Raw genomic sequence first — 21491 nt, 5'->3', positions numbered from 1 at the left:
TCACCCGTGCTCCTCGGTTGACGATGCGGGTACGAGCGAAACCGTGGTACCGCGGGCGACCGGGCCCAGCAGAATCTCGGTGGCCGCAGTGGCGGGCCGACCGGTGATCACGCCCAACATGGTGCGTTCGTAGTCGCTGCCCACCGGTCCGACATTGCCGCCGAAGGACGACGGCCCCCAATATGCCGACGGCACCGAGCCTGCTGCCGGCGGTCCCAGCAACGGCGCGGGTGGTGTCGGGCCGTGTGCTGGTGGGGACGGGTCCGGATCGTCGGGGTTGGCGCCGGTCCGAATCGGTGGCGACGGCGAAATAAACGGCGGCAGCGGGGGATTGGGATCGACCAGGCTGGGGTTGGGATTGATCAACGGGGGGCCGACGGCGACCAGGTTGCCGTCGGGGCCGATCACCGTTCCCGGTGGCGGTGCCAGATCCTTGGGCGGTTGATAGTTCTGCGGCAGCAGCACGTCCGGCAGATCGGGTTTGTTCGGAACAAGCGGCGCCGTGTAGCAGCTCGGCCCCTTCAGCTCGCCGTAACGCGGGCAGTCGGCTCGGGTGTAGGCGAACGTCTGGGTGAACGAGACCCTGGCACGCATGTTGCCGGCGGCCAGCTCGGGCATCCAGACCTCATTCAGGAACTTGTTCGCCAGGTTGTCAAGTTTCGTGACCGCGGGGAGGAGGTGGTGCGACTTGAGGGCCAGCACGCCGACGACCGGGGTGAGTTCGGTGGAGATCCTGATCAGCTGGTCGATGTGGTTGTTCAGCGAGTCGTACGCGGTGCCTGTCGTATTCGCGGCCGCTGACAACAGCGAGGTCAACTGTCCCCGCGTCTCGGCGAAGGTCCGCATCGGCTCGACGGCCTGATGAAGCGCGTCGAACAGGTCCGGCGCGGTTTCTTCCAGTCCGCGTGCGGCATCGATGAGGGCCGACACGGTGGAGGGGCCGTCGTCGGTGCTGACAATCGAATTGAGTTGGTCCAGAAGACGATTCAGTTGTGCGCCGCTGCGCAGCAAGTCGTTGCGCCGGTGGTCGGTCGCGGCGCCCAGCGCGGCCAGAATCCCGACCGATCGGTCCTCGCGCCCACGCCCGGCCGCAGCGAGCAGGTCGCGCAGTTTACTGACGGTGGTCTGGAACAGCACCGTCGGCAACTGGGTGTCTTCGGGAATGTGGGCTCCCGCACTGATGGGCGAACCGGCACCGCTACCCACCAACTGAACCGACGACACCGCGAAGACGTTACTGGGCACCACGCGCGCGGTCACCGCCGCCGGAATCGACTTCGCATACTCCGGTTTGAGGTTGATCTGGACGTAGTTGGGCTTTCCATTCGTCGATGGGATGACGTCGTCGACCATTCCGACCAGCACGCCGTGATACTTGACGTCGGACTTCTGCGGTAGGCCGTCGCCCACGTTGACCAGGTCGGCGACCACGCGGATGTAGTTGTCCAGCCGCCCGGTCGATTTGAGCAACAATCCCATGCTCAGCACCAATGCGACGACCACGACTGCCGCCCCGTAGGCGAGCAGTTGGCGGTCCGACGGTCCACGCCCGTCGGTGTCAAAGGAGTTCGCGTTGCGGCCCAAACTACCCACCGAACCTTGCGCCGGCGTCGACTCCCCACAGCGCCATGGTGAGCAGCATATTGACCATGATCACCACGGTGATGCTGGCCCTCATGCCATGTCCCGCGGCGACACCCACGCCCTCCGGTCCGCCGCTCGCGTAGTAGCCGTAGTAGCACTGGATCGTCGAGGCGATCCACACGAACACAACGGCTTTGATCATCGAATAGACGATGTCCTTACCGGCCAGCATCAGCGAGAAGTAGTGCAGGTAGGAGCCGGTGGAGCCGCCGCTGCTGAATTGCACCACCAGTTGGGTTGTCAGATAACCAATCGCCAGGCATGCGGTGTACAGCGGGACGATCGCGGCCACCGAGGCGATCAGCCGAGTCGTCACGAGGTACGGAATGGGGCGAATGGCAATGGATTCCATGGCATCGATCTCTTCGGCGATCCGCATCGAGCCCAGTTGCGCGGTGAACCGGCAGCCGGCCTGCATGGAAAACGCCAACGAGGCCATGAGCGGCGCCAACTCGCGGGTGTTGACGAGCGAGGAGACGAACCCGGTGGCCGGTCCGAGGCCGAGCAGATCAAGGAAGTTGTAGCCTTCGATGCCGACGAGCGCGCCGACCGTCATCCCGAGCACGACGGCCACGCCGGCCGTGCCGCCGCCCACCACGATCGAACCGTTGCCCCAGGTGATGTTCGACAGGAGTCGCAGGAATTCGCCGCGGTATTGGCGCAGTGCCAGCGGCACGCCGGCCAGCGCGCGAAGGAAGAAGACGAGCATGTGCCCGAGCCGGCGCAGTGGTACCGCGCTCCGGTGCGCGAGCCGGACCAGCGGGTCGGTGACCTGCGCCAGCGGTCGGTAAGCAGATACCGCCACGCTAGAGCCCCGTTCTGGGCGAGAGCATGACGTAGAGCTGGCTGATGGCCACGTTGACGATCATCAGCACCAGGATCGATTCAACGACGGCGGCGTTCACCGAATTCGCGACACCCGTGGGCCCGCCCTTGGTGGACAGGCCCTTCTGGGCCGACACCACGGCCACGATCGCGCCGAATATGACCGCCTTCAACAGCGCCAGAATCATGTCGCCGGTCGTCGCGAACGACGCGAACGTCGAGACGAAGCTGCCGGGCGCGCCGTCTTGGAAGTACACGTTGAACATGTAGCTGGCGAAAAAGCCGACGAAGCACACCACGCCGGTGAGCGCGACGCCGATCATGATCGCTGCGGCGAAACGCGGTACCACCAGGCGGCGGATCACCGATACGCCCATCACTTCCATCGCGTCGGTTTCCTCGCGCATGGTTCGCGAACCCAGGTCGGCGGTGATGGCAGAACCGACGGCCGACGCCATCAGGATGGCGGCTACCAGCGAAGCGCCCTGGCGAATGACGGCGAGTCCACTGGCCGCGCCGGCCAGTGAGGTGGCGCCGACCTGACCGGCGAGCAACGCGAACTGGATCGACAGGGTGACACCGATGGGCAACGAGACCAGGATTGTCGGCAACACCGCCGTCCCGGCCATGAAGGCGCCTTGGCGAATGAACTCGTACCACTGGAATCGGCCGGTGAAGAGATCGAAAAAGAAGTATTGGATGGTGCGCACGCCGAGGACGAACTGTTCGCCCACCGTAGTCAGTGAGGCCAGTGGATGCCGTCGGACATATCCGGCTGACCAATCCTGAATAGCCGCGAGACCGTCACCCGCGCCGTCATCTCGGCTTGGGGTGGGCGGGTTTGCTTCCTGCTGAGCGGTCACTGCAGCGTCACCGGAGGACGAGCGAGCAAATTTTGATTGACGTCATCGCGTTGCCGCAGCCGACTTCATTCGCGCGCTCTCCCACCAAGTGACTTATGTGTGACGAGCAGAGGAAATCGGGGCGCGGTCGAGGGGTTTTCGCCTGTTAGAGGCGCCCGCTATCCCGTAATTCTGCAGCTCAATCTGGTTCGCCGTATCACGCTAGCCTACTTGATAGCCACTTTCAATAGTGGAGTGCCCCTCACTTTACGGCCGTCAACGGCCACGCTATGGTGTTGGGATGCCGGACTCGCGAAAGTGATTGGCATGTCCCCAGCAAACATCGAATCGCTACGGGACCGGCGGCGTGCGGAGTTGCTTTCGCAGATTCAGCACACCGCGTACAAGTTATTCGCCGAGCGCGGATTCGACGCCGTGACTACCGAAGATATCGCTACGGCCGCGGGCATCTCGATTAGCACCTATTTCCGGCACGCGCCGACGAAAGAAGGTCTCCTGGTCGACCCCGTCCGGCAGGCCGTCACCAACATGCTCGACTCCTTCAGCGCCACACCGGCGGACGAATCGGCGGTCGAGGTGTTGATCCAACTCTTCGTCACCCACGCCAAAGATGCCGGTGTCCTCTACGAGCTCGACGACTGGCAGCGTGCCATCGTGACGGCGCCACACCTGTTGAGCAATTCGTCGTTGGTTCGCGATGAAGATCAGCGCAGGTTCGTCGAACTCGTCGCCGCGCGGATGGGCGTCGACGCGGCCGTCGACATACGTCCCTCGCTGCTGGTTTACATCAGCTTGGCCACGGTCAAGTTCGTCGTCGGCCGCTGGTTGACCGACGAGGCCATGCAGGACGAGCCGATGGACGTCCAGTTGGAAAGGGCGCTGCGGATTACTCTGGCTGGATTCGGCTGACAGTCACCCGCAGCGGTCGTCTCTGGCGTCAGCCTTTTGTCTGATCAACCAGCGTCGCGGCGGGCGCGTTGTTCCGAACGGACTCGATGCCGTTCTGAGCCGCGGCCTTCGACTTGTATCCCTCGCTGCTGGCAATGACTTCGCCGTTGGCTGCCTTCAGTCGAAACCGGAATTCGCCGCGTGCGTCGTTGAAGATCTCAAACTTGGCAGCCATCGCCAGCCCCTTCGATTGACAGTGCCGACCCTGGATTCCACGCTAGCCCCGTCCGGGCGAACGCGACACAGGCGCGGATTCCCAGTAGGCCTGCTCTAGTGGCGTGGGGGCAGTACCGTTGGCCATATGCCGGCCGGAGACGTCCTTGAAGAAGGCGCAAGCTATTGCATCAGCTGTCGCGCCGACGCTCGCTATCAAGTCATCGACATGACCGGCGACGGCGAACGGATGGACCGGCAATGGCTGTGTCCGGGGAACCACCGCGACACCCACGTGCAGCACGAATACCCGCAGTACACCTGGGAAGGCCGACGCAAACTGGCTCGAGAGGCGCAGGCGAAGGCTGACAAACAGAGGTCAGAGGGCTAAAACGCCCTCTGAGCAGTTGGGGTGGCTGACGGGACTCGAACCCGCGACACCCAGGATCACAACCTGGTGCTCTACCAGCTGAACTACAGCCACCATTGCCGCATGCGCGGCGACGTCGATACTAGCTGTTCGGATGCTCGGCGGCCGAATCAATACCGTCCGAGTCAGCCGTGCCGCCCTGAAGTTCCTCGGCAACCGCTGCAATCTCGCTGGTAGACGGCCCAGGGGGCGGCACGAAAACGGTGCGCCGGTAGTACTTCAACTCGCGGATGGATTCGTGGATGTCGGCCAGCGCCCGGTGCGCCAGCCCCTTAGCCGGCTGTCCGAAGTAGATCCGCGGGTACCAGCGGCGACAAAGCTCCTTGATCGAGCTGACGTCGATCATCCGGTAGTGCAGAAACGCATCCAGGTTGGGCATGTCGCGGGCGATGAAAGAGCGGTCGGTGGCGATCGAGTTCCCCGCCAGCGGGGCCGTCTTTGGCTGTTTGACGTGCTCGTTGATGTAGTCGAGCACCATCGCCTCGGCGGTGGCCATGTCGACGGTCGAGGCCTTCACCTCGTCGATCAACCCAGACCGGGTGTGCATCTGGGCGACGACGTCGATCATCGAATCCAGGTCGGCGTCCTCGGCGTGAATCACCACGTCCACCCCGTCGCCAAGAATGTTGAGGTCGGCGTCGGTGACCAGGGCGGCGATCTCGATCAGTTTGTCCGAACCCAGGTCGAGCCCCGTCATCTCGCAGTCGATCCACACCAGTTCGTCACGCACAGACCCCACAGTAAGGCGTGACGAATGACACCGCTGATGGTGACCACCACCGCCTCCGCATTCGGCAAGTAGTGTGAGCCTTGCCGTACCGCACGGGTGGCCACTGGGAAAAGGAATGCGGGACGATGACCGATGAATCTGAGTTGACCCCCGCAAAGCGGATTTCGGCCGGCTACGCCGTCGAAGGTCAAGCCCTCGAACTGGGCACCGTCGTGGTCGACGGCCAGGTCGACCCGACCGCCCAGATCCGCATTCCGCTGGCCACCGTCAACCGGCACGGGCTGGTGGCCGGAGCCACCGGGACCGGTAAGACTAAGACGCTGCAGTTGATCGCCGAGCAACTGAGCGCGGCGGGGGTCCCGGTCTTCATGGCCGACGTGAAAGGTGACCTGTCCGGCCTGTCCCGTCCCGGGGAGGGCAACGACAAGACGGCCGCGCGCGTCAATGACACCGGGGACAACTGGCAGCCGACCGGATTCCCCGTCGAGTTCCTGTCGCTGGGCACCAAGGGAATCGGCGTACCGGTGCGTGCGACCGTCGCCGGCTTTGGCCCGGTGTTGCTGTCAAAGGTGTTAGGGCTCAACGCCACTCAAGAATCGACATTGGGCCTGATCTTCCATTGGGCGGAAGCCAGGAATCGTCGGCTGGTGACCCTGAACGACCTGCGGACCGTCATCGGCCACCTGACCAGCGACGAGGGCAAGGCCGACCTGAAATCCCTTGGTGGAGTGTCGTCCACGACGGCGGGCGTCATCCTGCGGGCGCTGGTGAACCTCGAGGGCGAGGGCGGCGACACGTTTTTCGGCGAGCCGAAACTGGACTCGAACGACCTGCTGCGCCAAGACGGTCAGGGGCGCGGCATCATCTCACTCCTCGAGTTCAGCGGTCAGTCGCTGCGCCCGGTCATCTTCTCGACCTTCCTCATGTGGTTGCTCGCCGAGCTTTTCAAGGAGTTGCCCGAGGTCGGCGATGTGGACAAGCCCAAGCTGGTGTTCTTCTTCGACGAGGCGCACCTGTTGTTCGCCGACGCGTCGAAGGCGTTTCTGGAACAGGTCGAGCAGACCGTCAAGCTGATCCGATCCAAAGGCGTCGGCGTGTTCTTCTGCACGCAGTTGCCGACGGACCTACCGAACGACGTGCTGTCCCAGCTGGGCGCGCGCATCCAGCACGCGCTGCGGGCGTTCACCCCCGACGACCAGGCGGCGCTGAGTAAGACCGTTCGCACCTACCCGAAAACCGATGTCTACGACCTGGAATCCGCGCTGACGTCGCTGGGTATCGGTGAGGCGGTGGTCACCGTGCTCTCCGAAAGGGGTGCGCCCACGCCGGTCGCCTGGACGCGCATGCGGGTGCCCCGGTCGCTGATGGCGGCCATCGGAACCGACGCGGTTGCTGAGGCGGCCAAGCAAAGTTCGTTGCAGGCCAAGTACGGACGGACGGTGGAGCAGCAGCCTGAGCCGACCGAAGTGGTCGATCGCGCTCCCGCGCCCCCTGGTGGCGGGTATCCGCCGCTGCCGGCGAACACCGACATACCGCCCATGCCTGCGCCTTTCGAGCCGTCGTCGTCGCGGCAGAAGGAGCCCGCCGTGTGGGAGGAAGTACTGGACCACCCAGCGGTGAAGGGCGGCATCAACACCGTGCTGCGCGAGGTCGTCCGCAACCTGATGGGCCGCGGGGGCTCACGCTCACGCCGTCGTCGGAAGTGACGAAGGCTCAGCTGCCGCCCAGCTTCTTGTAGAACGCTCCCACGATCGGCGCCACGATGGCGCGGGGAGCGTAGCCGCTCGCCACCGACATCGCCTTCGACGTCAATCCCGGGACCACCCGCATCTTGTTGCGCTCCAAGGCATCCAGCGACACCTGGGCGGTGTGCTCGGTCGAAATCCACAGGAAATCGGGCACCAGTTTCTCGACCAGCGACCTTTCGTCGCCCTCGGGTAGATCGGTGCGCACCGGCCCCGGCGCCAGCAGCGTGACGTGCACTCCGTGCTTGCGCAGCTCGCCGCGCAGCGATTCGCTGAAGGTGTTGGCGAAAGCCTTGCTGGCGGCGTAGGTGGCGTTGTAGGGGATGGGCGAATTGCCCGCTGCGGAACCGGAAATCAGGATCCCGCCGGCTTTCCTTCTCACCATTCCCGGCAGCACCGCCAACGTAAGGTCATGCACGCCAAGGACATTCAATTGGACTTGGGCCTTTTCGCCGGCCGGGTCGAGGTCGGCGACCGCGCCGAACGTCGCCGTACCCGCGTTGGCGCACAGAATCGAAATCGGCCGGCTGGCGAGTTCATCGGCGAGTTTGCCGCGCTCGGTGGGGTCGGCCAGGTCAGCCGGGCGCACGTCGACGGCGACCCGATACTTGTCGACCAGACGGGCCGCGAGCTTGGTGAGCAGGTCTTCGCGTCGAGCGGTGATGATCAGGCTGTGCCCCCGCGCGGCGAGTTCGGTCGCCAGCGCTTCGCCGATGTTCTGCGAGGCTCCGGTGACAACGGCACGTGCGTCGGGGCTGGGCGCGGGTATCGGCATGACGACGATCGTAACCAGGGCGCAGCGGGTCGCCGTCAGAGCCAATAGGCTCTGGGCATGAGTCATCGGGGGTCGGGGCCGGGTTCGGGGTCCGAAGAACACCACCACGATGGCGTGAATAGGGATGGCGGGGACCCGCAATACGCCGAGACTGCAAATCCGCAGCAAAAGTCCGAGTACGGACCTGCCAAATTACAGGGTCAGCGAAGCGAGGCAACCCACGGCGCGAAGGCGGCCGCCAGCCAACCAGCCAAACCACCGCGCTCCCGGGTAGCGGCGTGGGCCATGTGGGATGCCGGTCAGACCGGTCTGAGCGCGATCACGGCAACCTTCGTCTTCTCCGTGTACCTGACCACCAGTGTCGGAGAGGGCACCCCTCTTGGCGCGACACCGGTGAGCTGGCTGGCGCGCAGCGCAGCGGCCGCGGGCATCACGATCGCGCTCCTGGCACCGCTACTCGGCGTGTTGGTCGAGTCACCGCACCGGCGCCGGGTGGCTTTGGCACTACTGACCACCACGTCGGTGGTGCTGACCTGCTCGATGGCACTGATCCGTGACGCACCCGGTTACTTTTTCGTCGGGCTGGTGCTGTTGGCTGCGACTTCGGCGAGCGGCGACCTGGCCAGCGTGCCCTACAACGCGATGCTGCGTCAGTTGTCGACGCCGGAGACCACCGGCAGAGTATCCGGCTTGGGCTGGGCCGCGGGCTATTCGGGCAGCGCCCTGATGCTCATCTGGGTCTACTTCGGGTTCATGAAGGGATCCGGTGACACCCGCGGGCTGTTGCATCTGCCCGCCAACGACGGATGGAACGTACGTGGCGCGGTGCTGATGGCGGCCTGCTGGCTGGCAGTGATGGCGCTGCCGTTGCTGTTGGTTGCGCACCGACTGCCCGGCGCCGAGGTGAAGGTTCCGCCGCCGACCAACGTGTTCAGCGCGTATCGCAAGCTGTGGGCCGACATCACCGCCGAGTGGCACCGCGACCGCAACCTGGTGTATTTCCTGCTGGCGAGCGCGCTGTTCCGGGACGGGCTGGCCGCAATCTTCGGCCTCGGGATGGTGCTGGGCGTAAAGGTGTACGGCGTCGCCCAAGCCGACGTGCTGATCTTCGGGGTAGCCGCTCTGGTGGTGGCCGCACTGGGCGCGGTGGTCGGTGGCCTTGCCGATCACCGCGTGGGATCCAAACCGGTCATCGTCTTTTCCTTGACCGCCATTCTCGCTGCCGGACTGGCCATGCTGGCCCTGTCGGGCCCACTGACCTTCTGGGTGTGCGGACTATCGCTGTGCCTGTTCATCGGACCGTCGCAGTCCGCGTCGCGTGCCCTGTTGCTGCGCATGGCCCAGCACGGCAAGGAGGGGGTGGCGTTCGGCCTGTACACGATGACGGGCAAGGCGGTGTCGTTCCTGGCACCGTGGCTGTTCTCGGTTTTCGTCGACCTGTTCAAAGCCGATCGTGCCGGTTTGGGCGGCATCATCCTGGTACTGCTTGCGGGACTGCTGATAATGCTGACCGTGCGGGTGCCTCCCGTGCAGCGCCTGATCGTTCAGTAAGCCCCGGCTTCGGTCAGGTCGGCGCGTCGCAGATGGTCAGGCCCACGCCGGTGCGCTGGCGCACCTGAACGCCGGCCACGCTGACCGAGCAGGTGACGTTGTGGCCGATGTTGATGATGGTGACGCTCGGGATGCGCTCCGACGACTGCGGCAGGCTGACCTCTTTGTGCCACGGCAACGCCACATTGAACTCGGTCTGGATGAGTTCGCCGGTGTCGAGGTAGGAAACGCTGATGGCGCGGCCCTCGCCCGTCACGCTATAGACAACCGTCTGCATGGCGCCCGGGACCGGCACTGCGGTGGTCGTATCCGGGCTGCGCGTCGTCGTCCGCGGCGTCCGCGACGGCGTCCGAGTAATCGTCGGCGGCGGCGCATATGTCGAACTGGGCGCGGTCACTGGGGGTAGGGGCTCGACCGCGGTCTGTTCCTTGGCGGAGTCGTTGGCGACGACGAGCGCGATGACCAGCGCGACCACGAGCAGTACGGCTGCGCTGGCTACCACCCACAACCAGCGTGGCGTCGTCGGCGGCTCGGGCGGCGGGTTCGATCCGCCGCCGGCGAACTCGTCCTGCCCGGCGTAATCCTGCTGCCAGTACGGCGGCAACTGCCTGGTCTGATTCTGTTCGCTGCCCGCCGGCGTCCAGGTCGGAACGTAACTGCCGTAGGTGGGTCCGTACGCCGCGGCTTGATCGGCGTACGCGGGATCGATGGGCGGCGAATAACGCGGACCCTGCGAACCGGTCGGACCGGACCCCGATGGAGGAGGAACGTACCGGGGCGGCCGACGTGGATCGTTCATGTCCACCTCATGGGTTGCAGGTTACCTGCCGTGACCGCTCGACCGGTCGAATGCGTGCATCCCACAGGTCTTGAGCAGCGAACCTACGGTGGGCTGACCGCAAGCGCGGCGACGGTCATCGCCTTCATGACGGCTCGGGAACGGACGGCGCGAGCCGGCTTGGATTCCGCCGATTTCATGCTGTGCGGGGTGGAGTTCAGGAGGCCAAACACCGCGTGTGCCATCAACCGGGCATCGGCCTCGGCCAGATCGGGATGCACCTCGCGGAGCACGCTGACCCACACCTCCACGTACTGGCGCTGCGCCTTGCGGACCTGTCGCTCCGCTTGTGCGGGCAAGTGAGCAAGATCTCGATCCTGGATCCGAATGAGGTCCGGCTCGCCCAACGCAAAGTCGAGATGAAACTCAATCAACCCGTCCAGCGCCGCGGCGGCGTCGGAACTGCGGCTCTTGACGTTGCGGGCTCCGGCGAGCAGGCGGGCGCTGATCCCGACCAGCAATTCGACCAGCAGCGACTCCTTGTTGGGGAAGTGCCGGTAGATGGCCGGGCCGCTGACTCCGGCGGCCGCACCGATGTCCTCCAGGCGTACCGCCAAGAAGCCGCGCTCGGCGAACAACCGCTCGGCAGCCGACAGCAGTTGCAAGCGCCGATCGGACTTTAACTGGCTGCGACGATTTGGCGCCTCGGGCTGCCCCGGCGGTTCGTCCGGTAGGGAGGACGCTGCCATGCCGGCCTCCGTACGCAACTAGTTCTGGACACTTCGGTTAATCGTCACTAACGTATCATGAGTTATTCGGTATTAACTCGAATTTTTCGTCTGGCGGAGGAGCCGTGGCAGCCACCGAGGCCGCAGGCCGCGATCCGCTGTCCTATGACCGCGGCGAGAGCACGCCCCCCTTGCTCGAGACGACCATTGGCGTCAATCTCGCAGCGACAGTTGACAAGTGGCCGCAGCATGACGCGCTGGTCGATGTCCGTGCGGGGCGCCGGTGGACCTACGCGGAATTCCTGACCGACGTGCGCCGGTTGGCGACGGGGTTGACGCGCGCCGGCATCGGGGAGGGCGACCGGGTTGGCATCTGGGCGCCGAACAGGTGGGAGTGGGTGCTCGTTCAGTTTGCGACGGCAGAGATCGGCGCCATCCTGGTGACCATCAATCCCGCCTACCGTGCCCGCGAATTGTCCTATGCACTAACGCAATCTGGGGTGGCGATGGTGATAGCCGCCCCGGGTTTCCGGGATGCGGACTACTCGGCGATGCTGGCCGAGGTGGCGCCCACGTGCCCCGATCTGCGCGACGTTGTGCTGCTGGAGAGCGACCGCTGGGACGAGCTGGCCGGCGCGGATCCCGACCCGGAGATGCTGAGGAAAATTTCGGCGACGCTGGACAACGCCGGCCCGGTGAACATCCAATACACTTCCGGCACAACGGGATTCCCGAAGGGCGTCACGCTGAGCCACCGCAACATCCTGAACAATGGCTATCTGGTGGGAGAACTGCTCGGCTATACCGCCGATGATCGGATCTGCATTCCGGTGCCGTTTTATCACTGCTTCGGGATGGTCATGGGCAATCTTGCGGCCACCAGTCACGGCGCCTGCATGGTGATTCCCGGGCCCGGTTTCGAACCCGCCGCCACCTTGCAGGCGGTGCAGGCCGAGCGCTGCACCAGCCTGTACGGCGTGCCGACGATGTTCATCGCCGAACTCGGTCTGCCCGATTTCGACGAATACGACCTCAGCAGTCTGCGCACCGGGATCATGGCGGGCGCGCCCTGTCCGGTCGAGGTGATGCGCAAGGTCATCGACCGCATGCACATGCCGGGCATCTCAATTTGCTACGGCATGACCGAGACATCCCCCGTCAGCACCCAGACGCGCAGCGACGATTCGCTGGAGCGGCGCGTCAGCACCGTTGGCCGGGTGGGACCGCATCTCGAGATCAAGGTGGCGGACCCGATGACGGGCCAGACCGTGCCCCCCGGCGTCGCCGGCGAATTCTGCACCCGGGGCTATTCGGTGATGCGTGGCTACTGGAACGACCCGGAGAAGACCGCCGAGGTGGTCGACGCCGACGGCTGGATGCACACCGGTGACCTGGCGGAGATGGACGCGGCCGGGTACGTCAAGATCACCGGGCGCATCAAAGACATCGTCATGCGCGGCGGCGAGAACATCTCCCCGCGCGAGATCGAGGAGTTCCTGTACACCCACCCCGACATCGTCGACGGTCAGGTCATCGGGGTTCCCGACGAGAAGTACGGCGAGGAACTGATGGCGGTGGTCAAGTTGCGGGAGGGTGCGCAGGAACTGACCGCGGAGCGCCTGCGCGAGTTCTGCATGGGCCGCATCGCCAGGTTCAAGATCCCGCGTTACGTGTGGATCGTGGACGAGTTTCCAATGACGGTCACCGGAAAGGTGCGCAAGGTGGAACTGCGGCAGGGTGCGATCGAGTACCTGCGCGGTCGAGAGTGACCAGAGCGTCCCTGGACGGTTCGCAAGGGTAATGGTATTCTCGGCGCCAGCCAGTTAATGGTTATTAACTGAGATTCGCCCCCGGGACGACGAGGAGACGCTGCGGTCATGGACAAGGTAGTGGCTACTGCGGCGGAGGCGGTTGCCGACATCACCGACGGGTCGTCCCTGGCGGTGGGGGGATTCGGGCTGTGCGGCATTCCTGAAGCGTTGATCGCTGCGGTGGCCGACCTTGGGGTCACCGACCTGGAGACGGTGTCGAACAACTGCGGTGTCGACGACATCGGTCTGGGAGTGTTGTTGCTGCACAAGCGCATTCGCCGGACGGTGTCCTCCTACGTGGGGGAGAACAAGGAGTTCGCGCGGCAGTTCCTGTCGGGCGAGCTCGAGGTGGAGCTGACGCCGCAGGGCACGCTGGCAGAGCGCCTTCGCGCCGGTGGCATGGGCATACCCGCGTTCTACACCCCGGCCGGAGTGGGGACTCAGATCGCCGATGGCGGACTGCCGTGGCGCTATGACGCCTCGGGAGAAGTTGCGGTGGTATCGCCGCCTAAGGAGACGCGCGAGTTCGACGGCGTCACCTATGTTCTGGAGCGAGCGATCCGTACCGACTTCGCGCTCGTGCACGCCTGGAAGGGCGACCGGCATGGCAACCTGGTGTACCGCTACGCCGCCGGCAACTTCAACGCGGAGTGTGCCGCCGCGGGGCGAATCACCATCGCCGAGGTCGAACATCTCGTCGAGCCCGGGGAGATCGACCCCGCGACGGTGCACACGCCCGGCATCTTCGTGCAACGGGTCGTCCATGTGCCAAATCCCACCAAGCACATCGAGAAGGAAACCGTGCGCTCATGATTGATCTATCCGCCGAGCGTCACGCCAGAGTGACGCCGGCCGCCGCGCGTCACCCTGGCGTGACGCTCGACAGCGCAGCAACCGGGAGGGGCGCCTAATGGCTTGGACCAGAGACCAGATGGCCGCACGGGTGGCTGCGGACTTCGAGGACGGGCAATACGTCAACCTGGGCATCGGTATCCCGACCCTGATTCCCAATCACATCCCCGAAGGCGTGCACGTGGTGCTGCATTCGGAGAACGGCATCCTGGGTGTCGGGCCCTATCCGCGGCGCGAAGACGTCGACGCGGACCTGATCAACGCGGGCAAGGAAACCGTCACCGTGCAGCCGGGCGCCGCGTTCTTCAGCTCGTCGGCTTCCTTCGGGATCATCCGCGGTGGGCACCTGGATGTGGCAGTGCTTGGCGCCATGCAGGTTTCGGTTACCGGCGACCTGGCCAACTGGGTGATCCCCGGCAAGATGGTCAAGGGCATGGGCGGAGCGATGGACCTGGTACACGGGGCCCGCAAGGTCATCGTGGTGATGGATCATGCCGCCAAGGACGGCAGCCCCAAAATCCTCGAACGCTGCACACTGCCGTTGACCGGCGTGGGGTGCGTCAACCGGATCGTCACGGAGCTGGCGGTCATCGACGTCTGCGACGATGGCTTGCACCTGGTGGAAACCGCACCGGACGTGTCGGTAGATGAGGTAGTCGCGAAAACGCAACCTCCGCTTGTGATTTCGGATTTGGCGTCCCGGTGACCGCTGTCGCCGCGCCGTCGTTCGCCGATCAGCACCGCGCGCTGGTGGCGGAACTGAACGAAAAGCTCGCCGCCGCAGCGCTCGGCGGCAACGAACGTGCCCGCGAACGGCACGTCAGCCGCGGCAAGCTGCTACCCCGCGAACGCGTGGACCGGCTGCTGGATCCCGGAAGCCCGTTCCTCGAACTGGCTCCGCTGGCCGCCAATGGCATGTACGGCGACGAGTCACCCGGTGCGGGGATCATCACCGGCTTAGGCCGGGTCTCCGGACGGGAGTGCGTGATCGTCGCCAACGACGCGACGGTCAAGGGCGGCACCTACTACCCGATGACCGTCAAGAAGCACCTGCGCGCCCAGGAGGTGGCGCTGCAGAACCGGCTGCCGTGCATCTACCTGGTCGACTCCGGCGGCGCCTTCCTGCCGCGCCAGGACGAGGTGTTTCCCGACCGCGAACACTTCGGGCGGATCTTTTACAACCAGGCGACGATGAGCGCCAAGGGCATCCCGCAGGTGGCGGCGGTGCTGGGCTCCTGCACCGCGGGCGGTGCCTACGTGCCGGCGATGAGCGACGAAGCCGTCATCGTCCGCGAGCAGGGCACGATCTTCCTCGGCGGTCCGCCCTTGGTGAAAGCCGCGACCGGCGAGATCGTCACCGCCGAAGAGCTCGGTGGTGGCGACCTGCATTCGCGGGTATCCGGCGTCACCGACCACCTCGCCGACGACGACGAGGATGCGCTGCGCATCGTCCGCGCGATCGCGGCGACCTTCGCTCCGCGGGAGCCCGCCCAGTGGGACGTGATCCCGACGGTCGAACCCAAGCATCCGCAGACCGACCTGTACGACATCGTGCCGCCCGACCCGCGCGTGCCCTACGACGTACACGAGGTCATCGCCCGGTTGGTCGACGGCAGCCAATTCAGCGAATTCAAGGCGCTTTACGGCAAGACGCTGGTGACCGCGTTCGCGCGCATCCATGGCCACCCGGTCGGGATCATTGCCAACAACGGCGTCCTGTTCGGCGAATCCGCGCTCAAGGGAGCGCATTTCATCGAGCTGTGTGACAAGCGCCAAATCCCGCTGCTGTTCCTGCAGAACATCGCCGGCTTCATGGTCGGGCGCGACTACGAGGCCGCGGGCATTGCCAAGCACGGCGCCAAGATGGTCACGGCGGTGGCGTGCGCCCGGGTTCCCAAGCTGACCGTGGTGATCGGGGGATCGTATGGCGCGGGCAACTATTCGATGTGTGGGCGGGCGTATTCGCCCCGGTTCCTGTGGATGTGGCCGAACGCGCGGATTTCGGTGATGGGCGGCGAGCAGGCCGCATCGGTGTTGGCCACCGTGCGCGGTGAACAGCTCAGCGCATCCGGCAAACCGTGGTCGCCCGAAGAAGAAGAGGCGTTCAAGGCGCCCATTCGCGAGCAGTACGAGGATCAGGGCAACCCGTATTACTCGACCGCCCGGCTGTGGGATGACGGCATCATCGACCCCGCTGACACGAGAACCGTAGTTGGGCTGGCGCTTTCGGCTTGCGCACATGCCCCGCTGGAAGCGGTCTCCTACGGCGTCTTCCGGATGTGAGTCGAGATGTTTGACACGGTATTGGTGGCCAACCGCGGCGAGATCGCGGTGCGCGTGATCCGCACCCTGCGCCGGTTGGGAATTCGTTCGGTCGCTGTCTACAGCGACGCCGACGCCGGGGCGCGGCACGTACTCGAGGCCGACGAGGCGGTGCGGCTCGGACCGGCCGCGGCCCGCGAGAGTTACCTTGCCATCGACAAGGTGGTCGACGCGGCCGTGCGCACCGGGTCGCAGGCGATCCATCCCGGATACGGGTTCCTCTCCGAGAACTCGGATTTCGCCGCGGCCTGCGAACGTGCCGGGGTGGTATTCCTGGGCCCACCCTCCCGTGCGATCGAGGTGATGGGCGACAAGATCGCCGCCAAGAACGCCGTTGCGGCCTTTGATGTTCCGGTGGTCCCGGGCATCGCCAAGCCGGGCCTGACGGACGACGAACTCGTCGCGGCCGCCGATGACGTCGGCTATCCGGTGCTGATCAAGCCGTCGGCAGGCGGTGGCGGCAAGGGCATGCGGTTGGTCGAGGACCCGAAGGGATTACGTGAAGCGCTGGTCAGTGCCCGACGCGAGGCCGCATCCGCGTTCGGCGACGACACGCTGTTCCTAGAGCGGTTCGTGCTGCGGCCCAGGCACATCGAGGTCCAAGTGCTCGCGGACACGCACGGCAATGTGGTCCACCTCGGCGAGCGCGAGTGCAGCCTGCAGCGGCGCCACCAGAAGGTCATCGAAGAGGCGCCGTCGCCGCTGCTCGACCCGCAAACCCGGGCGCGGATCGGCGCCGCGGCGTGCAACACCGCGCGCAGCGTCGACTACGTCGGCGCGGGCACGGTGGAGTTCATCGTCTCCGCGGACCAGCCCGACGAGTTCTTCTTCATGGAGATGAACACCCGTCTGCAGGTGGAACATCCGGTGACCGAGGCGGTCACCGGTTTGGACCTCGTCGAGTGGCAGCTACGCGTGGCAGCGGGCGAAAAGCTTGGATTCGCCCAGGACGACATCGAATTGAGCGGCCACGCGATAGAGGCTCGGATCTACGCCGAAGATCCCGCCCGGGGATTCCTGCCCACGGGCGGCCGGGTTCTGGAGGTGATCGAACCGTCCGGCGACGGGGTGCGAGTGGACTCGTCGCTGTTGGCCGGCACGGTGGTCGGCAGCGATTACGACCCGATGCTGAGCAAGGTGATCGCGCACGGGACCGACCGCGCGCAGGCCCTGGAACGTCTCGACCGCGCGCTGGCGCACACCGCTGTTCTGGGCGTGCAGACCAATGTCGAGTTCCTGCGCTTCCTCCTTGCCGACGACCGCGTCCGAGCCGGTGACTTGGACACCTCGCTGCTGGACCAACGATCGGGTGACTTCAGCCCGCTGCCCGCGCCAGATGACGTGCTGGCCGCGGGTGGGCTCTTCCGGCAGTGGGCTTTGTCTCTCCGGGGCCGTTCCGCGCAGGGCAATCCCTGGGACGCGCCGACGGGCTGGCGGGTCGGCGGCGTGACGGCTCCGGTCCGCACGGACATGCGCACCCCGCTGCGCAGCGAGATGGTGTCGGTGTGGGGGCTGGCCACCGACGCCAGGGTTCAGGTCGGCGACGGCGAAATCCATCCCGCCAGTGCTGATGTCAGGCGCGGCTCGATGAGCGTGGCCCTCGACGGATTGCGTCGCGACTACCGCTGGGCCGAAGCCGATCGGCACTTGTGGATCGCCGACGAGCGGGGAACGTGGCACCTGTTTGAGGCCGAGGAACACAAGATTCACCGTGCAGTCGGCGAACAGCAGGCCGAGGTCGTCAGCCCGATGCCGGGCAGCGTGATCGCCGTCCAGGTCGACTCCGGAGCCGAAGTCTCCGAAGGCGACGTGGTGGTGGTCGTCGAGGCGATGAAGATGGAACATTCACTGGCTGCGCCGGTTTCGGGTCGAGTCGAGGTGCTCGTATCTGTCGGCGACCAGGTGACGGTGGACCAGGTGCTCGCGAGGCTGGTCCCCGAAGAAGCTACCGAAAGCAAGGAATAAGGATCATGACCACAACCATTCCCGCGGGAACACTGCCCAAGGAATACGAGGATCTACGCGATACGGTGGCCGACTTCGCCCGCTCCGTCGTCGCTCCCGTCTCGGCCAAACACGATGAGGAACACAGCTTCCCGTACGAAGTCATCGCCAAGATGGGCGAGATGGGACTGTTCGGCCTGCCCTTCCCGGAGGAGTACGGCGGCATGGGTGGCGACTACTTCGCGCTCGCCCTTGTGCTCGAAGAGTTGGGCAAGGTCGACCAGTCCGTGGCGATCACCCTGGAGGCCGGGGTAGGGCTTGGCGCGATGCCCATCTACCGATTCGGCACCGAGGAGCAGAAGCAGAAGTGGCTGCCGGATCTGGTCGCTGGGCGTGCGCTGGCCGGCTTCGGTCTGACGGAGCCGGGTGCGGGTTCGGATGCCGGTGGTACCCGGACCACCGCGCGCCTCGAGGGTGACGAGTGGATCATCAACGGCAACAAGCAGTTCATCACCAACTCGGGCACCGACATCACCTCGCTGGTCACCGTGACCGCGGTCACCGGCAATCTCGCCGATGGCAAGAAGGAGATTTCGACCATCATCGTGCCCAGTGGCACACCGGGATTCATCGTCGAGCCGCCGTACAACAAGGTGGGCTGGAACGCGTCGGACACCCATGGGCTGACGTTCGATGACGCCCGCGTGCCGCAGGAAAATCTGCTCGGCGCCCGCGGCAGCGGGTACAAGAACTTCCTGTCCATCCTGGACGAAGGCCGCATCGCCATCGCCGCGCTGGCGACCGGCGTGGCGCAGGGTTGTGTGGATGAAAGCGTCAAGTACGCCAAGGAGCGTCAGGCGTTCGGCCAGCCGATCGGTTCCTATCAGGCGATCAGCTTTAAGATCGCCCGGATGGAAGCACGAGCCCACGTCGCCCGGACGGCGTATTACGAGGCCGCGGCAAAGATGTTGGCGGGCAAACCGTTCAAGAAGGAAGCGGCGATCGCGAAGATGGTCTCCTCGGAGGCCGCGATGGATAACGCCCGCGACGCCACTCAGATCCACGGCGGCTACGGGTTCATGAACGAGTACCCGGTGGCACGCCACTACCGCGACAGTAAGATTCTCGAGATCGGAGAGGGTACCACTGAGGTGCAGTTGATGCTCATCGCGCGATCGCTGGGACTGTCATGACGGGTAAGTCAATTGTCCAGCGCGGACTGTGGTTTGAGGAATTCGAGATCGGCACGACGTACCTGCACCGGCCCGGTCGCACGGTCACCGAAGCCGACAACGTCTTGTTCACCACGCTGACCATGAACACCCAGTCGCTGCACCTCGACGCGGCGTGGGCCGCCGAACAACCGGGATTTGGCGGTGAGCGCCTGGTGAATTCGATGTTCACGCTGTCGACCCTCGTCGGGCTGTCCGTGGCCCAGCTGACACTGGGCACCATCGTCGCCAACCTCGGCTTCTCCGAAGTGTCTTTTCCGAAACCGGTTTTCCACGGCGACACGCTGTATGCGGAAACGGTCTGCACCGCCAAGCGGGAGTCCAAGAGCCGTCCACGCGAGGGCATCGTCACCTTGGAGCACACCGGACGCAATCAGCATGGCGACGTCGTGGCCCGTGCGGTCCGCACGACGCTGGTGCAGAAGCGGCCCACCGAAGGGGAGTCCTGATGAGTCTGCGCGACGCCGGTCCGGCGTGGCTGTTCTGCCCGGCCGATCGCCCGGAGCGCTTCGCCAAGGCCGCTGCGGCGGCCGACGTGGTGATCCTCGACCTCGAAGACGGTGTGGCAGCAGCGGATAGGCCAGCGGCACGGCAGGCTTTGCGTGACACCCCATTGGACCCCGAGCGCACCGTCGTCCGGATCAATGCCGCGGGCACCGAAGACCAGCCCCGCGACTTGGAGGCCCTCGCCGATACCCCGTACACGACGGTGATGCTGGCCAAGACGGAGTCGGCCGAGCAGGTGTTGGCGCTGGCGCCGCGGGATGTCATCGCGTTGGCGGAGACTCCCCGAGGCGTAGTGTTCGCCGCCGAGATAGCCGCGGCGGAACGCACCGTCGGATTGATGTGGGGTGCCGAGGATTTGGTTGCCACCCTGGGCGGCAGCTCCAGCCGGCGGGCGGACGGCACCTACCGGGATGTGGCCCGCCACGCCAGGTCGACGGCCCTGCTGGCGGCGTCCACGTTCGGTCGGTTGGCGCTTGATGCCGTGCACCTGGACATCCGGGACCTCGAGGGCTTGCGGGAAGAGGCGATCGATGCTGTCGCGGTGGGCTTCGACGCGACCGTCTGCATCCATCCCAGCCAGATTCCCGTGGTACGCGAGGCCTATCGGCCCAGCGACGAGAAGCTGGCATGGGCGCGCCGCGTCCTGGAAGCGGCCAAGAACGAGCGCGGCGTGTTCGCGTTCGAAGGGCAGATGGTGGACTCGCCGGTTCTCCGGCATGCGGAGGCGGCGCTGCGACGGGCCGGTGAGTGAGCGCTGCGGTCTGGTGGGCAATCATCGCCGTCGTGGAGTTCGGCGGCCTCATCGCCGTGGGGACGGTGCTCATCGTGTCGCGCCGCCAGCTGTCGTCGACACGACTCGCCCTGGAGCGTGCTAAGCAGGAGAAAAAGCCTCGCCCCCGTCGTCCCCGCCCCCGACCCCGACGGCCCGTAGTCGCTCCACTGGCGATAAAGACCGTCTGGGAGACTGCGGATTCGCTGATCAACAAGGGAATTGGCGCCACTGTCCGCAACTCGTTCGAGGATCTCGCGGGCTGGGTGCGGGTCGAACGCCCCGACCTCGCTCGGATGGTGGCCGACGGCGATGTGGTGATCGCCTTTTCCGACATCGAACGTTCCACCGAGCTCAACGAGAAGTTGGGCGACCTAGGGTGGGTGAAGCTGCTTGAGCGGCACAACAAGCTGATCAACAAGCAGGTCGAGGCGCACGGCGGTCACGTGATCAAGACCCAGGGCGACGGCTTCATGATGGCCTTTCCGGATCCCGCCCAGGCCGTGCTCTGCAGTATTGCCATACAGCGCGCATTGCAGGCCGACCCTGAACGTTGGGAAAGCATCCGAGTGCGCATGGGCCTGCACGTGGGAAGCTCGGTGCGCCGCGGGGACGATCTCTTTGGGCGCAACGTGGCGATGGCCGCGCGGGTTGCCGGGCAGGCCAAAGGCGGCGAAATCCTTGTCAGCGAGGCGATTCGCGCAGCGATCGCGGACGCGGGTGAGATTGCACTCGGTACACCACGCGAGGTCGAACTCAAAGGGCTCAGCGGCATGCACGAGGTTTACCCCGTCGCGGTGACGACGCCACCGCTTGCGTTAGACGCCGCCGACGCCGCTGACGCGCCCTAGTCCGCGAGCAGACGCAAAGTTGTACTGTCCGTG

Annotated in this window: 21 protein-coding genes and 1 tRNA gene; 13 read left to right on the top strand and 9 right to left on the bottom strand. The window is 65.5% G+C overall.

Going from position 1 to position 21491, the window contains the following annotated elements:
* The 3 genes from G6N68_RS19185 to G6N68_RS19175 all read right to left on the bottom strand — a co-directional run bounded on the left by G6N68_RS19185 (position 1) and on the right by G6N68_RS19175 (position 3332).
* The gene (locus G6N68_RS19185) at positions 1-1479 is read right to left on the bottom strand and encodes an MlaD family protein (RefSeq protein ID WP_163718811.1); all 1479 of its coding nucleotides are present in this window, start codon (positions 1477-1479) and stop codon (positions 1-3) included.
* 106 nt (positions 1480-1585) lie between these two features.
* On the bottom strand, positions 1586-2449 hold the full coding sequence (locus G6N68_RS19180) for an MlaE family ABC transporter permease (RefSeq protein WP_163715620.1): 864 nt from the start codon (positions 2447-2449) through the stop codon (positions 1586-1588).
* A gap of 1 nt (position 2450) precedes the next feature.
* Positions 2451-3332 (bottom strand): MlaE family ABC transporter permease, encoded by an 882-nt coding sequence (locus tag G6N68_RS19175; RefSeq protein WP_163715617.1) that lies wholly within the window; start codon positions 3330-3332, stop codon positions 2451-2453.
* 306 nt (positions 3333-3638) lie between these two features.
* On the opposite strand from G6N68_RS19175, the gene G6N68_RS19170 reads away from it, so the two are divergent.
* Positions 3639-4241 carry a TetR/AcrR family transcriptional regulator gene (locus tag G6N68_RS19170; protein WP_163715614.1) on the top strand — a complete coding sequence of 201 codons (603 nt, stop codon included), beginning with the start codon at positions 3639-3641 and terminating at the stop codon, positions 4239-4241.
* Positions 4242-4269: 28 nt separating this feature from the next.
* On the opposite strand, the gene G6N68_RS19165 is transcribed toward G6N68_RS19170, so the two are convergent.
* On the bottom strand, positions 4270-4455 hold the full coding sequence (locus G6N68_RS19165; RefSeq protein WP_163715611.1) for a YegP family protein: 186 nt from the start codon (positions 4453-4455) through the stop codon (positions 4270-4272).
* A gap of 126 nt (positions 4456-4581) precedes the next feature.
* On the opposite strand from G6N68_RS19165, the gene G6N68_RS19160 reads away from it, so the two are divergent.
* The gene (locus G6N68_RS19160; RefSeq protein ID WP_163715607.1) at positions 4582-4824 is read left to right on the top strand and encodes a hypothetical protein; all 243 of its coding nucleotides are present in this window, start codon (positions 4582-4584) and stop codon (positions 4822-4824) included.
* A gap of 17 nt (positions 4825-4841) precedes the next feature.
* Here the strand turns inward: G6N68_RS19160 and G6N68_RS19155 are convergent.
* Together G6N68_RS19155 and orn are read right to left on the bottom strand one after the other, a co-directional pair.
* A tRNA-His gene (locus G6N68_RS19155) sits at positions 4842-4917 on the bottom strand.
* A 28-nt stretch (positions 4918-4945) separates the two neighbouring features.
* Positions 4946-5593, bottom strand: a complete 648-nt coding sequence (gene orn, locus G6N68_RS19150) for an oligoribonuclease (RefSeq protein WP_163715605.1) — start codon at positions 5591-5593, stop codon at positions 4946-4948.
* Between the two features lie 125 nt (positions 5594-5718).
* Between orn and G6N68_RS19145 the strand changes: the two genes are divergently transcribed.
* Positions 5719-7299 carry a helicase HerA-like domain-containing protein gene (locus G6N68_RS19145; protein ID WP_163715602.1) on the top strand — a complete coding sequence of 527 codons (1581 nt, stop codon included), beginning with the start codon at positions 5719-5721 and terminating at the stop codon, positions 7297-7299.
* Positions 7300-7306: 7 nt separating this feature from the next.
* Here G6N68_RS19145 and cmrA read toward each other — a convergent pair whose 3' ends face one another.
* Positions 7307-8113, bottom strand: a complete 807-nt coding sequence (cmrA, locus tag G6N68_RS19140; RefSeq protein WP_163715600.1) for a mycolate reductase — start codon at positions 8111-8113, stop codon at positions 7307-7309.
* A gap of 285 nt (positions 8114-8398) precedes the next feature.
* On the opposite strand from cmrA, the gene G6N68_RS19135 reads away from it, so the two are divergent.
* Entirely contained in the window at positions 8399-9664 is a 1266-nt protein-coding gene (locus tag G6N68_RS19135; RefSeq protein ID WP_163718810.1) for an MFS transporter, read from the top strand.
* A gap of 13 nt (positions 9665-9677) precedes the next feature.
* Here G6N68_RS19135 and G6N68_RS19130 read toward each other — a convergent pair whose 3' ends face one another.
* Positions 9678-10463, bottom strand: coding sequence for a hypothetical protein (locus G6N68_RS19130; RefSeq protein WP_163715597.1), 786 nt, complete (start codon positions 10461-10463; stop codon positions 9678-9680).
* Between the two features lie 83 nt (positions 10464-10546).
* Positions 10547-11191, bottom strand: a complete 645-nt coding sequence (locus tag G6N68_RS19125) for an SACE_7040 family transcriptional regulator (RefSeq protein WP_163715594.1) — start codon at positions 11189-11191, stop codon at positions 10547-10549.
* A gap of 104 nt (positions 11192-11295) precedes the next feature.
* Between G6N68_RS19125 and G6N68_RS19120 the strand changes: the two genes are divergently transcribed.
* From G6N68_RS19120 to G6N68_RS19080, 9 genes are all read left to right on the top strand, one after another.
* Entirely contained in the window at positions 11296-12939 is a 1644-nt protein-coding gene (locus tag G6N68_RS19120) for an AMP-binding protein (RefSeq protein WP_163715592.1), read from the top strand.
* 108 nt (positions 12940-13047) lie between these two features.
* Positions 13048-13794 (top strand): CoA transferase subunit A, encoded by a 747-nt coding sequence (locus G6N68_RS19115; protein WP_163715589.1) that lies wholly within the window; start codon positions 13048-13050, stop codon positions 13792-13794.
* A 97-nt stretch (positions 13795-13891) separates the two neighbouring features.
* Entirely contained in the window at positions 13892-14539 is a 648-nt protein-coding gene (locus tag G6N68_RS19110) for a 3-oxoacid CoA-transferase subunit B (protein ID WP_163715586.1), read from the top strand.
* Positions 14536-16116 (top strand): carboxyl transferase domain-containing protein, encoded by a 1581-nt coding sequence (locus G6N68_RS19105; protein ID WP_163715583.1) that lies wholly within the window; start codon positions 14536-14538, stop codon positions 16114-16116. The genes G6N68_RS19110 and G6N68_RS19105 overlap by 4 nt, the downstream gene beginning before the upstream one ends.
* 6 nt (positions 16117-16122) lie before the next feature.
* Positions 16123-18120 carry an acetyl/propionyl/methylcrotonyl-CoA carboxylase subunit alpha gene (locus G6N68_RS19100; RefSeq protein WP_163715580.1) on the top strand — a complete coding sequence of 666 codons (1998 nt, stop codon included), beginning with the start codon at positions 16123-16125 and terminating at the stop codon, positions 18118-18120.
* Positions 18117-19292 (top strand): acyl-CoA dehydrogenase family protein, encoded by a 1176-nt coding sequence (locus G6N68_RS19095; protein ID WP_205351494.1) that lies wholly within the window; start codon positions 18117-18119, stop codon positions 19290-19292. Before G6N68_RS19100 ends, G6N68_RS19095 begins: the two co-directional genes overlap by 4 nt.
* Positions 19289-19780, top strand: a complete 492-nt coding sequence (locus tag G6N68_RS19090; protein ID WP_163715574.1) for a MaoC family dehydratase — start codon at positions 19289-19291, stop codon at positions 19778-19780. Before G6N68_RS19095 ends, G6N68_RS19090 begins: the two co-directional genes overlap by 4 nt.
* Positions 19780-20589 (top strand): HpcH/HpaI aldolase/citrate lyase family protein, encoded by an 810-nt coding sequence (locus G6N68_RS19085; RefSeq protein ID WP_163715570.1) that lies wholly within the window; start codon positions 19780-19782, stop codon positions 20587-20589. The genes G6N68_RS19090 and G6N68_RS19085 overlap by 1 nt, the downstream gene beginning before the upstream one ends.
* Positions 20586-21458 (top strand): adenylate/guanylate cyclase domain-containing protein, encoded by an 873-nt coding sequence (locus tag G6N68_RS19080; RefSeq protein WP_163715567.1) that lies wholly within the window; start codon positions 20586-20588, stop codon positions 21456-21458. The genes G6N68_RS19085 and G6N68_RS19080 overlap by 4 nt, the downstream gene beginning before the upstream one ends.
* Positions 21459-21491: the final 33 nt, after the last annotated feature.

The organism is Mycobacterium bourgelatii (genome assembly GCF_010723575.1).
In the GTDB taxonomy this organism is placed as follows: Bacteria; Actinomycetota; Actinomycetes; order Mycobacteriales; family Mycobacteriaceae; genus Mycobacterium; species Mycobacterium bourgelatii.
Note: the sequence above shows the minus strand (reverse complement) of the source record. Positions and strands in the feature narration are given on the sequence as shown.